At 35.1% G+C, this 15,189-nt stretch carries 16 protein-coding genes; all 16 read left to right on the forward strand.

The window, feature by feature from the left end:
- Nucleotides 1-390, forward strand: a 390-nt coding sequence (locus BM077_RS10835; protein WP_143018628.1) for a DUF4280 domain-containing protein, incomplete at its 5' end; no start/stop codon positions are given.
- A gap of 108 nt (nucleotides 391-498) precedes the next feature.
- Nucleotides 499-1,590, forward strand: coding sequence for an HD-GYP domain-containing protein (locus BM077_RS10840; protein ID WP_089750241.1), 1,092 nt, complete (start codon nucleotides 499-501; stop codon nucleotides 1,588-1,590).
- 29 nt (nucleotides 1,591-1,619) lie between these two features.
- Nucleotides 1,620-2,168, forward strand: coding sequence for an outer membrane beta-barrel protein (locus BM077_RS10845; RefSeq protein WP_089750243.1), 549 nt, complete (start codon nucleotides 1,620-1,622; stop codon nucleotides 2,166-2,168).
- 43 nt (nucleotides 2,169-2,211) lie between these two features.
- The gene (locus BM077_RS10850; RefSeq protein ID WP_089750246.1) at nucleotides 2,212-2,817 is read left to right on the forward strand and encodes a D-glycero-alpha-D-manno-heptose-1,7-bisphosphate 7-phosphatase; all 606 of its coding nucleotides are present in this window, start codon (nucleotides 2,212-2,214) and stop codon (nucleotides 2,815-2,817) included.
- Between the two features lie 59 nt (nucleotides 2,818-2,876).
- Complete coding sequence (locus tag BM077_RS10855) at nucleotides 2,877-3,863, forward strand: bifunctional heptose 7-phosphate kinase/heptose 1-phosphate adenyltransferase (protein WP_089750249.1); 987 nt, start codon at nucleotides 2,877-2,879, stop codon at nucleotides 3,861-3,863.
- A 16-nt stretch (nucleotides 3,864-3,879) separates the two neighbouring features.
- A complete protein-coding gene (gene rfaE2 / locus BM077_RS10860) occupies nucleotides 3,880-4,350 on the forward strand; it encodes a D-glycero-beta-D-manno-heptose 1-phosphate adenylyltransferase (protein ID WP_089750251.1) in 471 nt (156 codons plus the stop codon).
- A gap of 306 nt (nucleotides 4,351-4,656) precedes the next feature.
- Nucleotides 4,657-5,016, forward strand: a complete 360-nt coding sequence (locus BM077_RS10865; protein WP_089750252.1) for a (2Fe-2S) ferredoxin domain-containing protein — start codon at nucleotides 4,657-4,659, stop codon at nucleotides 5,014-5,016.
- A gap of 188 nt (nucleotides 5,017-5,204) precedes the next feature.
- Nucleotides 5,205-6,992, forward strand: coding sequence for an NADH-quinone oxidoreductase subunit NuoF (nuoF, locus tag BM077_RS10870; RefSeq protein ID WP_089750254.1), 1,788 nt, complete (start codon nucleotides 5,205-5,207; stop codon nucleotides 6,990-6,992).
- Nucleotides 6,993-7,005: 13 nt separating this feature from the next.
- Entirely contained in the window at nucleotides 7,006-8,727 is a 1,722-nt protein-coding gene (locus BM077_RS10875) for an NADH-dependent [FeFe] hydrogenase, group A6 (protein WP_089750347.1), read from the forward strand.
- A gap of 28 nt (nucleotides 8,728-8,755) precedes the next feature.
- The gene (locus tag BM077_RS10880) at nucleotides 8,756-9,262 is read left to right on the forward strand and encodes an NADH-quinone oxidoreductase subunit NuoE family protein (protein ID WP_089750256.1); all 507 of its coding nucleotides are present in this window, start codon (nucleotides 8,756-8,758) and stop codon (nucleotides 9,260-9,262) included.
- Between the two features lie 244 nt (nucleotides 9,263-9,506).
- Nucleotides 9,507-11,270, forward strand: a complete 1,764-nt coding sequence (locus tag BM077_RS10885) for a CHASE2 domain-containing protein (RefSeq protein ID WP_177188347.1) — start codon at nucleotides 9,507-9,509, stop codon at nucleotides 11,268-11,270.
- Nucleotides 11,271-11,295: 25 nt separating this feature from the next.
- Nucleotides 11,296-12,348, forward strand: a complete 1,053-nt coding sequence (locus BM077_RS10890) for a FecR family protein (protein WP_176941712.1) — start codon at nucleotides 11,296-11,298, stop codon at nucleotides 12,346-12,348.
- 24 nt (nucleotides 12,349-12,372) lie between these two features.
- Nucleotides 12,373-13,026 (forward strand): Crp/Fnr family transcriptional regulator, encoded by a 654-nt coding sequence (locus BM077_RS10895; protein ID WP_089750262.1) that lies wholly within the window; start codon nucleotides 12,373-12,375, stop codon nucleotides 13,024-13,026.
- 171 nt (nucleotides 13,027-13,197) lie between these two features.
- Nucleotides 13,198-14,340, forward strand: a complete 1,143-nt coding sequence (locus BM077_RS10900) for a sensor histidine kinase (protein ID WP_089750264.1) — start codon at nucleotides 13,198-13,200, stop codon at nucleotides 14,338-14,340.
- Nucleotides 14,341-14,448: 108 nt separating this feature from the next.
- Nucleotides 14,449-14,610: a Flp family type IVb pilin gene (locus tag BM077_RS10905; protein WP_089750266.1), complete on the forward strand. Its 162-nt coding sequence runs from the start codon at nucleotides 14,449-14,451 to the stop codon at nucleotides 14,608-14,610.
- An 83-nt stretch (nucleotides 14,611-14,693) separates the two neighbouring features.
- Nucleotides 14,694-15,182 carry an A24 family peptidase gene (locus BM077_RS10910; RefSeq protein ID WP_089750268.1) on the forward strand — a complete coding sequence of 163 codons (489 nt, stop codon included), beginning with the start codon at nucleotides 14,694-14,696 and terminating at the stop codon, nucleotides 15,180-15,182.
- The last annotated feature ends 7 nt before the right edge of the window (nucleotides 15,183-15,189 follow it).

Below are 15,189 nucleotides of genomic sequence, written 5' to 3' on the forward strand. Positions count from 1 at the left end.
CAAGCCCGGCTCTATGTCTGTGATGGTGCAAAATTGCAATGTAATCAAGGCGATAAAAAGAGCACATTTAAAGTAATCGATATCCATAATGTCTATATTCAAGGTAAGCCGATGGCTACTATCCAAGATAGTAAACCGATGGTCAATATTAAGCCCTTCGGCAAGTGCAAGAGTATGGCGAATCCTACGGTAGCAGCAGCCACCGCAGCTAATCATGGTAATTTAAAGAAGATGCCTTGTCAGCCGAATATATCTGCGCCATGGCAAGGAGGAAAAGATGATGTAACAATCACCGGCATTCCAACTGTATTAGAGACTTCAAAATTAAACTGCGCTTACGCTGGGGTGATAAAGGTGGTTGACCCCGGGCAGGATTTAGTTAGAGAGTAGGAGGGCAGAAACTTGCTGCTCTTTTGTTTTATTTGAAAAGTAAATAACATATGGTATAATAGTAATGATGAAAAGCAAAACGTATGATTCAGAATTGGAGGCCAAGTAATGAGGAAAGTTTTAACAGAAGATTTGGAGCCGGGGATGAAGGTTGCTAAGACTCTTTACTTATCTGATGGTAGAGTATTATTAAATGCGGGAGTTATACTTAAAGATAGTTATATTGATCGATTAAAAAAGAAGGATATACCGGCTTTATTTATTGCTGATGAGTCTTTACCGGAAGTAGAGATTCCTGAGGTTATTTCAGACCAGACGAGATTGGAGACTTCTAAATTATTACGAGAATGTATGAACGATATTGAGCTAGGGAATGAACTAAATTCACGCAAAATTAAGAAAGCGGTCAATGAAATGGTTGACGAGTTGACTTCTAAGCGCCATGTCATAGTACACTTAAATGATATTAGAGCTTATGATGATTATACTTTTGGACATTCAGTTAATGTAACCGCGCTATCTATTTTAACAGGTATCAGTTTAGGTTATAATAAGCTAGAATTACGTGATTTAGGAGTAGGCTCTCTATTACATGACGTCGGGAAGACATTTGTTGACGACTCTATTCTATTGAAACCAGGTCGCTTAACAGATGAAGAATTTAAAGAAGTGCAAAAACATTCTAAAAAGGGTTACGATATTGTCAAAGATGCTGAAGGGATTAGTATGCCGTCGGCACATATAGCCTACCAGCATCATGAAAAATATAATGGGACTGGTTATCCTCGAGGACTAAAAGGTGATGAAATAATTGAGTTTGCACAGATTGTTACTGTGGCTGATGTTTATGATGCGATTACGACTGATCGAGTCTATCGTAATGCAATGCCCGCCCATGAAGCGTTACATGTACTAGAGGATATGATGCAAGCAGAACTTAACCCCGATATTGCTCAGACTCTATTTAAGAATATAGCAATTTATCCAATCGGTAGTTTAGTGGAGTTGAATACAGGAGAGGCAGGATTAGTAGTAGATGTAAATAAAGAAGACTTATCATCGCCAGTAGTACGGATTATTAGTAGTAAAGGAGATAAATCAGATCAGCAAGAACATGATAAAATTATTGAAGTAGACCTAATGCACAATGAAGAAGTAGAAATTAAAGATGTAATTACAGATAGAACGAGAAAATTTTAAAATAACAAATTATTTAGGAGGAAATTGAGATGAAAAAGAAGATTGTAATTTTTACATTAGTAATGGCTTTTATGTTAGCAAATACTAGTATGAGTTGGGCAATTCAACAGGCTGAAATTAGACAAGGTAAAGATTCGATAGCCTATAATGTACAGAAGTTGAATGGAGAGATTAAAGCATTGAATTTAGAAGGTGATTTTGGATTAACACCGACTTTAGGCGTAAGCACAAACTTCTCTTACTTAAATGATGATGATAATATCTTAGACATTAATCTAAAGTTAAAGATAGTTGACGAATATGATTTTAACTTAACAGGTTTGGTGGGGTACCATACAAGGTTCAATGGTGAAGGAAAGAATCAGATTGGAATGTTATTTTCTAAACGACAATCAGAATTTGTGAATTTAAACGCTGGTTTTAATGTTTTATTAGATCAACCTCATGATTCATTAGGTTACGAAGTAGGCGCTGACTATATGCTTTCTAATGATTGGTTTTTAGAGTTTGGCTTTAAAAAGATAGCAGGTGAGGAAGATACAGGTGGATTAACTTTTGGATTAAGAAATTATTTATAAAGAAGATTTAGGTTAATAATTTATATTAATAAGGAGAATTAAGATGGATACAGATAATGTAGGAGTATTTATGGATCGTGATGGAACTGTAAGTAAAGAGATAGGTTATGTTAATCATGCTGCCAGATACGAGTTACTACCAAGAACAGCATCAGCTATTAAGTTGTTGAATGAAAACGGAATTAAAGCGTTCTTAGCGACTAACCAAGCTGGAGTAGCACGAGGATATTTCCCGGAAGAACGGATTCATGAAGTACATGAAAAGTTAGAAAGACTACTAGAAGATGATGGTGCATACTTGGATGCTATCTATTATTGCAAGCATCATCCAGAAGTTGGCGAAGGTGAGTATTGTAAAGATTGTGATTGTCGCAAGCCTAAGCCAGGGATGCTAGAAGAAGGTGCTGAGGAATTCGATTTAAATTTAGAAGAATCGTATATGATTGGTGATAAGATCAGTGATGTAGAGACAGCTAAAAGAGTAGGAGCTAAAGGAATATTAGTTTTAACCGGTTATGGACGAGGAGTCTATGAATATGAACAAGATTCGTGGACAGTAACCCCCGAGTATATAGCTGAAGATCTATATGATGCAGTAGAATGGATCTTAGATGATTTGAATAAAGATATAGAGATTACGACCTCTTGAAAATAGTGACCATATTTAGCCGATAATATTTGTATTTTAGAAAGGGGTTAAGACTAAAGATGGAAGAGTTGTTAGCTTATTTACCGGAATTTTCACAGCAAAAGATCCTAGTTTTAGGAGATATGATTGCTGATGAGTTTATAGTTGGCCAACCAGAACGATTATCACGAGAAGCTCCTGTACTTATCTTACAGCATGATGACCATTCTATTCTACCAGGTGGAGGAACTAATGCTGCTAATAATGTAGCTGCATTAGGGGGACAGGTCCATGTAGCTGGAGTTATCGGTGATGATAATGTTGGTCAGCGATTAAATGATTATTTACAGCAACAGAGTATTAAGACTGAGGGATTAATTATAGATAAAAGTCGTCCTACGTCAGTCAAGACTAGAATTTTAGCCGGGGGAGGACAGACTGTTAAACAACAGGTAGTAAGAATTGATAAGCTAGAACAAGATGATATTGACCAAGAGATTGAAGATCAATTATTAGCATATATTGAAAGAATTATTCCTGAAATGGATGCTATTATCTTATCTGACTATGGTAATGGTGTCTTTACGCCACGAATTAAAGAGGAAGTTATTCGCTTAGCGAATAAGTTTGGTAAGATAACAGCGGTTGATTCTAGATATGAATTATTTACATTCAAGGATATAACAATTGCGACGCCTAATAAAGAAGAGACTGAAAAAGCATTAGGAATGAAGTTAGATAGTAAAGAGAAAGTGAGTGAAGCAGGAAGACGACTACTAGACGAAATGAATGCTGAGGCAATGTTAGTAACTCTCGGTGGAGATGGAATGACTATCTTTGATCGAGAAGGATTAGAAGAACATGTGCCAGCATCGAACTTTACAGAAGTCTTTGATGTTACCGGAGCTGGAGATACAGTAATTGGTACTTTGGCATTAGCATTAGCTAGTGATGCCGATTTAGTTTCAGCCATGAAGTTAGCCAATTATGCAGCAGGTATCGTAGTCAGAAAGACTGGAGTAGCAACGACCAATCAAGAAGAATTAAGTGCGGTGCTTAGTGAATAGAGAAAGGATGCTATTGATGCTCAAGAAAGTAGTTGAATTAAGAGAATTAAAAGAAATCTTACAGAGTAAAGTTGATAAAGAGATAGTCTTTACTAACGGTTGTTTCGATATCTTACATGTAGGTCATGTGCGTTATCTACAAGCAGCAAAAGTTAAAGGTGACCTCTTAGTAGTAGGATTGAACAGTGATTCCTCTGTAAAAGAGCTTAAAGGTGAAAAGAGACCAATTGTCCCTGAAAAAGAAAGAGCAGAAATGTTAGCAGCTTTGGAGGTCATAGACTATGTAGTTATCTTCGATGAATTGACTGCTAAAGGAGTAATTGGAAAACTGCAGCCTGATATTTATGTTAAAGGTGGCGATTATCAAGTAGAAGAACTTCCAGAAGCAGAAGTAGTCTATAAATATGGTGGTAAGATAGAGTTGGTTAAAGAAGTAAAAGGTGCTTCTACTACTAATATAGTAAAAGAAATTTCAAAAAGGTATTGAAAGCCAAAGTCTGCATCAATATGGTGCAGACTTTTTTATTGAAGTATATTTGCGATAATTTGTTGACAAGAGTCGAAAAATACTATATAATCTACATGAAAACAGTTGTGAAAGTTATCACAATAACAAAATGTTTGAAATTTAATCTTTTTTCAGACAATTATACAATTAGTAATGAAAAATTACCATGCTTAAGAATTATGCAAGAGGTTTAATTATATAATTTACTCATAAATTTAGTTTTGAATGAATTAAATAGTTTATGTATCTATATTACTTAACAATTAGTTCAAGGAGGCGATATTAATGAAATCATTAGCAGAATTACAGAAACTAAAAGAAGAAGTCGAAAGCAAGATTAAATTACGACATCAAGAAGAGAGAATTAGAGTAATAGTTGGGATGGGGACTTGTGGTATAGCAGCAGGAGCTAGAGATATAATTAATAAGTTATCTGATGAGATTGATAAAAGAAACTTAGGTGATATAACTCTAACTCAAGTAGGTTGTATGGGGTTATGTGAGAAAGAACCGATTATTAAAATTGAGAAAAAAGATGGTTCTGAAAGAACTTATGGTAATATTAAGGCAGATAGAGTACAGAAGTTAGTTAGTGAAGAGTTAGTTAACGAACGAGCAGTTGAAAATTGGTTAATAACTAAGTAGAAATTAGTATTATAAATGCTAGCATAATTATTAGATACAGTTTGTAAGTTTGATGCCATCTTTCTTTGATTTAAAGATACAACAGTAGATTAATGTTTTTAAAATTGATAATTGTCAACTGTCAATTGATAACTAGCATCCATTCCAGTAATAGCAATTTAAATCAAATAATATAGGAGGTAGTGAATATGGAATTCCAAAGAGCCCATATTTTGATTTGTGGAGGAACAGGCTGTAACTCTTCTGGCTGTAAAGAGATAGAAGAAGAGTTTAAGATAGAGCTACAGGAGCATGATATGGAAGAAGAGATTAAATTAATTCAGACCGGTTGTTTTGGTTTTTGTGAAATAGGACCGATTGTGGTAGTCTATCCGGAAGGAGCTTTTTATTGTCAGTTAGAAGCCGATGATGTGTCAAGAATTGTAGAGGAACATCTTTTAAAAGGTAGGATTGTGAAAGATTTATTATTTACAGAGCCAACGACTAAAGAACAGGTTGCTGAATATAAGGAGATAGGATTTTATAAACACCAAGAAAGAATAGCGCTTAGAAACTGTGGGAATATCAATCCTGAGGATGTCGAAGAATATATTGCAGCCGATGGTTACCAAGCCTTAGGAAGAGTAATAACTGAATTAAAACCGCAGGAAGTTATCGATATAATTAAGGATTCGCAGGTCCGTGGTCGCGGTGGTGGTGGATTTCCTAGTGGGCTTAAATGGCAGTTTACTGCGGATGCAGATAGTGAGCAGAAGTATATAATCTGTAATGCTGATGAAGGTGACCCAGGTGCTTTTATGGATCGGAGCATTTTAGAAGGAGATCCTCATAGTGTTTTAGAAGCTATGGCGATTGCCGGTTATGCAGTAGGAGCAGACCAAGGGTATATCTATGTTCGGGCAGAATATCCGATAGCTGTAGAAAGATTAAGAATTGCTATTGAGCAAGCCCAAGAATATGGTCTATTGGGAGAGAATATCTTTGGTTCGGACTTTGACTTTGATATTGAGTTAAGGTTGGGAGCCGGAGCATTCGTCTGTGGAGAGGAGACAGCCTTGATCACTTCGATTGAAGGTAACCGAGGAGAACCAAGACCAAGACCGCCTTATCCAGCAAGCAAAGGTCTATGGGAAGAACCGACTCTAATTAATAATGTGGAGACCTATGCTAACATACCTTTAATCATCTTAAAAGGAGCCGATTGGTTTAAGAGTTTAGGAACAGAAAATAGTAAAGGAACGAAAGTATTTGCTTTAGCTGGAGATATCAATAATACCGGTTTGGTCGAAGTACAGATGGGAACTACACTACGCAAAGTTATCTATGATATCGGTGGTGGGATTCCTGAAGGAAAAGAATTTAAAGCTGCTCAGACTGGTGGACCATCGGGTGGTTGCCTGCCGATAGAATATTTAGATACGCAGATAGATTATGATAATTTAATGGATGCCGGCTCGATGATGGGTTCCGGTGGTTTAATCATCATGGATGAGGATACATGTATGGTAGATATTGCTCGTTTCTATTTAGACTTTACTAAAGAAGAGTCCTGTGGTAAATGTGTGCCATGTAGAGAAGGAACTACTAGAATGTTAGAGATCTTAGAACGAATCACAGAAGGAGAAGGTCAGCCCGGAGATATTGAATTATTGGAGACACTAAGTGATATGATTAAAGAGATGTCACTTTGTGGCTTAGGTCAGACAGCACCTAACCCAGTATTGAGTACTATTGAACACTTTAGAAGCGAGTACGAAGCCCATATTAATAATCAAGAATGTCCAGCCGGGACTTGTACAGCTTTAGTGAAATATGAAGTCATAGAAGACTTATGTAAGGGCTGTGGATTATGTAAACAGGCTTGTCCAGTAGATGCAATTAATGGAGAGAAGAAGGAAACTCATCTTATCGACCAAGAGACTTGTATTAAGTGTGGAGCCTGTGTTGATAAATGCCCGTTTAATGCAATAGATTAATAAAGGAGTGTTGATTGTGGTAGTTAATATAACAATTAATGATCAAGAGTTTGAAGTTGAAGAGGGAAAGACGATATTAGCAGTAGCTCAAGATTTAGGGATTAAGATTCCAAAGCTTTGTTATCTTAAGGATAAAAATGAGATTGGCGCTTGTCGTGTCTGTATTGTAGAAGTGGCAGGTAACGGTTATCAGCCGGCTTGTACTTTTCCTGTAACTGATGGCTTAGAGGTTAAGACTAATACCCCACGACTTAGAGAATTAAGAAGGTTAAATATGGAGCTCATTTTGGCTAATCATCCTCAGGATTGTTTACATTGTGAACGGAGTACGAATTGTGAATTGCAGAGTTTAGCTAAGGAATTAGGGGTGGAAGAGGTAAGATTTAGTGGAGAGACTATCGATTATGAACTGGATGATCTGACACCTTCTATTGTACGTGACCCTAATAAATGTATCCAATGTCGGCGTTGTGTAAGTGTCTGTGATAAGGTGCAGGGAGTAAAGGCTCTTTTCCCTAATCATCGTGGGTTTGATACTTTAATTTCACCGGCTTTTAATAAGTCTTTGGATGAAGTGGCCTGTGCACTCTGTGGACAATGCATTCATGCTTGTCCGGTGGCAGCAATTAAGGAGAAGGATAGTACTGAAGAGGTCTGGGAAATATTGAATGATGAAGATAAACAGGTCGTAGTTCAAGTAGCACCAGCAGTAAGAGTCTCCTTAGGTGAAGAGTTTGGATTGGAACCGGGGACTTTGGTAGCAGATAAGTTAGTAACAGCCTGTCGTCGATTAGGCTTTGACCAAGTCTTTGATACCGTCTTTGGAGCTGATTTGACTATTATGGAAGAGGGTAATGAATTATTAGCTCGTTTAGAAGGTGAAGGTCCTTTGCCGATGTTGACTTCCTGTAGTTCAGGATGGATTAAATATATCGAACATTTCCATAGTGACTTTTTACCTAATCTATCAAGTTGCAAATCACCACAGCAGATGTTCGGGGCTATGGCTAAGAGTTACTATGCTGAAACGGAGAATATTAATCGAGAAGATATTGTTGTTGTATCGATTATGCCTTGTACAGCTAAGAAGTTTGAGGCAGCTAGAACAGAGATGGAGGTAGACGGAGTTAGAGATGTAGACCATGTAATTACTACTCGAGAATTTGCTAAGATGATAAAGATGGCAGGTATTGATTTTGTGAACTTGCCTGGTGAGGAATTCGATGCACCGCTAGGGATTACCACTGGAGCTGGAGATATATTTGGAGTAACCGGTGGGGTGATGGAAGCAGCTTTAAGAACTGTTTATGAAGAAGTAACCGGAGATGAATTAGCTAAATTAAAGCTTACAGATGTTCGTGGCTTTGATGGAGTTAGAGAAGCAAGTATAGAACTTAACGGACAGGAAATAAAAGTAGCGATTATTAACGGATTAAATAACGCTAATGAAGTATTAGAAGCAGTTAAGAATGGTAAGAAAGAGTATCATTTCATTGAAGTAATGGGTTGCCCTGGTGGGTGTGTTGGCGGTGGTGGTCAGCCAATTCCAACAAATGATGAGATTATAGCCAAACGAGGTGCTGGATTGTATAGTATTGATGATAAGAAGAAGATTAGAAAGTCTCACCAAAATCCAGTAATCAATAAAATATATAACGATTATCTAAAAGAACCAGGTAGCAAAAAAGCACATCATTTATTACACACAACTTATAAAGCAAGAGATAGATATTAAAGGAAATCTAGCAAAGGAGGTAATGATGATGACAACAGTTAAAGATAGATGTCCAGGATGCGATGGTAACGAACAGGATGAAAGATATGATGAATTAGATAAAGTAATAGCTGAATATAAGGGTAAGCCAGGCGCTTTGATTCCAGTCTTACATGCAGCTCAAAAGATATTTAAGTATTTACCAGAGGAGGTACAGGATTATGTAGCGCGAGGGTTAGAAATGTCTCCAAGTGAAGTATATGGAGTAACTACCTTTTATTCTTTCTTCTCGACTACTCCCCAAGGAGAGTATAAGATCGGTGTCTGTATGGGAACTGCTTGTTATGTAAAAGGTGCAGGCAAATTAATCGAAGAGATCGAAAAAGAATTAGGTATTTCAGTTGGTGAAACGACACCAGATGAAAAGTTTACACTAGTGCAAACCCGTTGTATTGGAGCATGTGGATTAGCACCGGTTTTAACGGTTAATGATGATGTCCATGGTCGTCTCACCCCCGATGAGATTCCAGGAATTTTAGCTAAATATCGTGATTAAAAAGAAGCACCTACGGATAACGTAGGTGTTTTTTCGTCGTATAGGGAATTATACTTAATTTCAAATTGCGGATAACTTCTAGTCAATATACCTATATTGACTTTGTTCTTATATAGGTATACTGACTTCCTTCTAAGTATGCATCTCAATTATTATTTATTAATTTTGTAGCAGGAAGATTGATGATTAGAATAGAATTAATTTGAATAAGAGCGAAAAATCAAATTATAAAGGGGCAAAGATGATGAGGCAGATGAGTAAAAAAAGGTTATGGTTAGTAATTAGTGTTTCTATTAGTTTGCTTATCATCATTACTTTTTATTTAGGTTTTTTTAATAATTTAGAATTAATGACTATCGACTATAGATTTATAGGAAAGTATTTATTAAGTGGTTCGAATTTTAATACAGATGTAGTCTTAGTAACTGTTGACCAAGCATCTTTGCAGCAGTTAGGAGACTGGCCGTGGTCAAGAGAGAAGCATGCTAAAGTAATAAATAATTTAACAGCAGCTGGTGCCGAAGTTATTGGAGTAGATTTTATTTTTAGTAATGGGAATCCAAAAGAAGAAGCAGCGGACCAGGAATTAATAGAAGCTACTAAAGAAGCAAAAAGAATCGTTTATCCTGTTATTCTAGATCTAAAGATTAGTCGCGGCTGGTTACCTTTCCAAAAGGACAACTTAAAGATAAAAGAGATAAAGCTGCCATTTAAAGAGTTATTTAAGCAGGCAGATAACTTAGGATATATTAATTTAATATTAGATAAAGACGGGTTAGTTAGAAGAATACCTTTAATTACAAGAGGGAAAAATGAATATCGTTCTTTTAGTGCAGTGATAGTTAGAGAATATTTGCAAAGTGATAAGTATTTAGATAATAATTTAAATGAAGGGGATTTAATTAATTATTTAGGACCTGCTAAGACGTTTCCCCAGTTATCTTATTATCAAATTTTAAATAATAAATTTGCAAAGCAGTTAGTTGAAGATAAGGTTGTTCTATTAGGTGCAACAGCAATAGGGTTAGGAGATAAATATATGACACCTTATGCTAATTTTGGTCCTATGTCTGGAGTTGAGATTCATGCAAATCTAATTCAAGCACTAATAGATAAGAATCAAATTAATAAGATGAACTCTAAAGTAACTGCTTTCATAATATTACTTACTGGAACACTAAGCACTTATATATTTATAAGATTAAAGCCTAAAATAGGGATATTAATTTTAGTAATTGAAATTGTTCTTTTAATATTCACATCATTCTATTTATTCATATATAATAATATTTTGTTGAATATAGTACCAATCTTAGTTAATATGTTATTAGTCTATTTAGCTTCATTAGGGAGCCATTATTTTCTAGCCGATCCAAAGCGATTACAGTTAAAGGAAATCTTTAATCGTTATTTGCCAGAGGAGCTAATAGTAGAGGTCTTAAATAATCCAGCGGCCATTAAATTAGGAGGACAACGAAGAGAAGTGGCGATCCTATTTGCTGATATTAGAGGCTTTACTGCTTATACAGAAAGACATGAGCCAGAGAAGGTAGTCAGACAAGTAAATCAATACTTAACAGTAATGGCTGAAAGCATTTTAAAAAATGGTGGAATGTTGGATAAATATACTGGTGATGGAATTATGGCTGTCTTTGGGGCTCCATTAGAGGATGAAGAATACTTTATAAAGGCGATTAAAACAGCATTAGAGATTCAGAAGAATAGTCAAGAATTAGAGTCTGAATTTGATATAGGGATTGGAATCGGGGCCGGAGAGGTAGTGGCTGGTAATATTGGTTCTCAAAAGAGGATGGACTATACCGTTATTGGAGATCCTGTTAATTTAGCAGCTAGATTAGAAGGAATGGCTAAATCAGGAGAGATTTTAATAACAGCTGAAGATTATAATAAAGTAGAATCAGATGTAAAAGGAGTTAGCTTAGGAGAGACTAAGCTTAAAGGAAAAAAGAGAAAGGTTGAAGTCTATAATTTAATAGATTTAAAATAGGTAATTCTTAATGGAGGGAATAATAGTGAAAAAGATTATAATGTTGTTCTTTATATTAACCTTATTAGGAGGTCAAGTAATTAGTTATGCCCAAAACGAAGTGCAACATACTGAGTTTGAGGCTAAAGTGATTGAGGTAAAGAAAGATGTTAAATATCGTAAAGCTAGAGATTGGTGGAAGTTTTGGCAATGGGAAGATTTAAGTTCTGAAGTTAAATTAAAAGCTGGAGCTTTATTGAAGGTAGGAAAAGATAGTCAATTAGAATTGGAATTTATAAATGGTACTAGAGTTTTAGTAAAAGCTAATAGTAATTTAGAGATAGCTAATGGTAAGGCAGGCAAGAATAAATCACCTTATTTTAGAAGTCAATCTCTAAAACTGACTTTAGGTGAAGTTTGGGTAAAGACGATCGAATCATTATCTGGAATTACTAGATTTGAGGTTAGGACTCCTAATGCAGTTGCTGGAGTGAAAGGTACGCTGTTTAATGTTAAAGTTAATTCTAAACAAGAAACAGAGGTAAGAGTAGATGAAGGAAGAGTCTTAGTTACTAATAATAATGATGGAAGAATAGTTGATAAACTACAAAGGCTAAAGGTAAATAGAGAAGGTGAATTTGAGGAAATAAAGAAAGGTCAAGAGGTGTCTAAAGATTGGAAGAGTGTTAAACCTTGGATGAAAGAGTTAGAGGATTGGGTTGAAAAGAAGAAGCGTGAAATTGAAGAAAAGAAAGAAGATTGGAAGGAAGAAAGAGAAGAAAGAGAAGAAAGAGAAGAAAGAGAAGAAAGGGAAGAGCAAAGCGAAGAAGAAGGGCATAAAGATAATGACCAATATGAAGAACGAGATGAAGAATTAGATGAGGATGATAGAAATCATGATAAGAATGATAATGAAAGTAACAATGATCATAGACGGGATGATAATATGAGCGATGATGATCATGATAAAGATGATCGTGATAATCATGATAGAGATGACCATGACAGGGCTAAGCACGATAGAGGAGATAATGTAAGTGATGATAATCATGATAGAGAGGGTCGTGACAGTGATAATCATGACAAAGATGATGATTAAGAGTCTAAAGAAGGGGGGATGTAAATGACAACATTAGATTTTTTATCAGAAACATCTCTTTTTTCTAACCTTTCGCAAGAACAATTGAAGAAGATTGAGATGATAACTTCAACTAAAGAAGTCCCTGCTGATAAAATGTTATTTTTTGAGAATGAACCAGGGGATGTTGTATATTTAATAGTTAGTGGTAGAGTAAAGATTAGTAAGATATCAGCTAGTGGACGAGAAAAGACATTAGCTATTTTAGAAGACGGTGATATTTTTGGTGAAATCTCTTTATTAGATGGAGGGCTTCGGTCTGCTACTGCCCAGGTATTAAAGAATACGAAATTATTAATTATTCATCGTCAAGATTTTTTAAAAGTAATACATAAATATCCGGAGATAGGTAGTAAAATTATAGCAGTATTAAGCCAAAGATTAAGAGATACTAATCGTCAGTTAAGTAATGCTCATTTTAAGACAGTAACTGAAAGAACTAAAGATTTATTACTTAAGTTAGTTGATGAAGAAGGTAAAGAGGTAACAGAAGGAATTATGATTGAGAAAAGCCTGACTCATGAAGAGTTAGCTGGTTTAATAGGAACTTCACGGGAAAGTATGACGCGGACTTTAAATAAACTTCAGAAGCAAGGGTGGCTTCGAACTACTAATAAAGGAATAATAATATTCGATTAAATGTCGAGTATAATCTAAAATAAATATTTTTTCGTAAAATTAGTTTAAATTTTCCAGATTATGTGGTATAATTAGTTTAATGATAATTGTCATATTTTGAAGCAGTGGGTTTGTTTTATTCCTTTTTCGTGATAAAAATCACAATGACAGATTAAGGTAGATGATAATAGTATGGATGAGAAATTAGGTGTTAACTCTTTAGACCAAGTAGTGGATAAGATGGTTACAGCTATTGATGATAGCCAAGGTGAAGTCTTTGAGATTGCGGAAGCAGCGAGACAGGAACACGAAGCAGCAGAAAAGGATTTAAAAGACATTAAAGAAGAGACTGTTAATATTATTCAGAAAGTAGATGACTTAAGAGAAGCTAATCGAAAAGCTAGGATGAATTTAATGAAGGTTAGCCAAGATTTAGACGATTATAGTGAAACTGATATTAAAGAAGCTTATGAGAAGGCCAAGGATATTCAAGTTGAGTTATCTTTATTTGAAGAGAAAGAGAAACGAATGCGGCAAAAGAGAGATGAACTAGAAAGAAGATTGAAAGGAATTGAAGAGACTGTAGAGAGAGCTGAAAATTTAGTTTCTCAAATTAAGATTATGAAAGATTTTTTAGCTAATGACTTACAGGAGTTCTCTTCACAAATGGAAGGTCTAAAGCAGAAAGAACAGTTAGGAATTAAGATCATTAAAGCACAAGAGGAAGAAAGAAAGAGAGTTGCCCGTGAGATTCATGATGGACCAGCCCAATTACTAGCCAACGTTGTTTTCAAAGTCGATTATTCACAAAAATTATTGGATAATGATGTTGGACAAGCTAAGGAAGAATTACAAGAATTAAAGAAGTTGGTTAGAAAGAGTCTTCAGGATGTGCGAAAGATAATTTTCGATTTGAGGCCAATGACCTTAGATGATTTAGGATTAATTCCAACAGTTAGAAAATATATTGAAGATTTCATGGAAAAAACAGGTTTAGATATTCAAATTAAAGTTTTGGCTGAAGAAGTAGATTTAAAGTCTTCACATGAAGTAGTTATCTATCGAATAATACAAGAAGCGCTCAATAATATTAACCAGCATGCTCAGGCTAAGCGAGTTGATATTAAGTTAGAATTAAAACATAATTTAGCTAATGTAGTTATAAAAGATGATGGTTGTGGCTTTAATGTGGATGAAGTTTTGGAGAACCAAGTAGGCAAGAGTTCGTTTGGCTTGTTAAGTATGAAAGAGAGAGTCGAATTGGTACAAGGAAGTATTAAATTTGAGTCGCAAAGAGGTAAAGGGACGAAAATAACCCTTAAAATTCCTGTTTAACCTGTTGCTTTAACATTGTAAAATAATTGCATGTGAAAACAGGAATTTGTAGGTTGCTGTAGAATAATATAATATAAGGGTGATAATATCAATAAGGGGGGTGAAACCATGTTACAATTACTAACTAATTTATTAAGAGATGAAGAGGGGCAGGGCATGGTAGAATACGGATTAATTATTGCTTTAATTGCAATTGCAGTTATTGCTGCTTTAACAGCAATGCAAGGAAGTCTAAGTGATGTTTTTACACAAATCTCTAATAGCTTATAGGTATGGGCTTACATAAAACCCTACTTGATCACATCAAGTAGGGTTTTAATGCCTAAATAAGTTAAGAAGAGGGGTAAAGTTAGATGTTAAATTTATTCTTAGGCATTAGTTTATTAATTCCGTTATGGACTGATATTAAGGAAGGAATCATTCCTAATTATTATACTGGGTCTTTAATTGCTTTTGGAATTATAATTAATTTATATTTACATAGTTGGTCAGGAGTTATATTTAGTTTAAGTGGTTTTTTTGTGGGGCTATTTATATTCTTAGTTCCTTATGTACTAGGTGGTTTAGGAGCCGGAGATGTGAAGTTATTAGCTGCCATTGGAGCAGTAAAAGGGGCTAAATTTATCTTTATAGATTCTTTGGTAGTTGCAGTAGTAGGTGGTTTGATTTCACTCTTTATTTTGGTTATGAATAAAAGATTAAATATCTTAATTAACAAGTTACTATATAAAAGTTCTTTGGAAGATTTATCACATAAGAATGGTAAGAATTCTTTTGCTTATGGTGTAGCGATAACAACCGGAACGTGGATAATTATTCTTTATGATAAGTTCCAATTGTAATATAAGT

This window comes from Candidatus Frackibacter sp. WG13, assembly GCF_900114655.1.
Taxonomy (GTDB): Bacteria; Bacillota; Halanaerobiia; order Halobacteroidales; family Acetohalobiaceae; genus Frackibacter.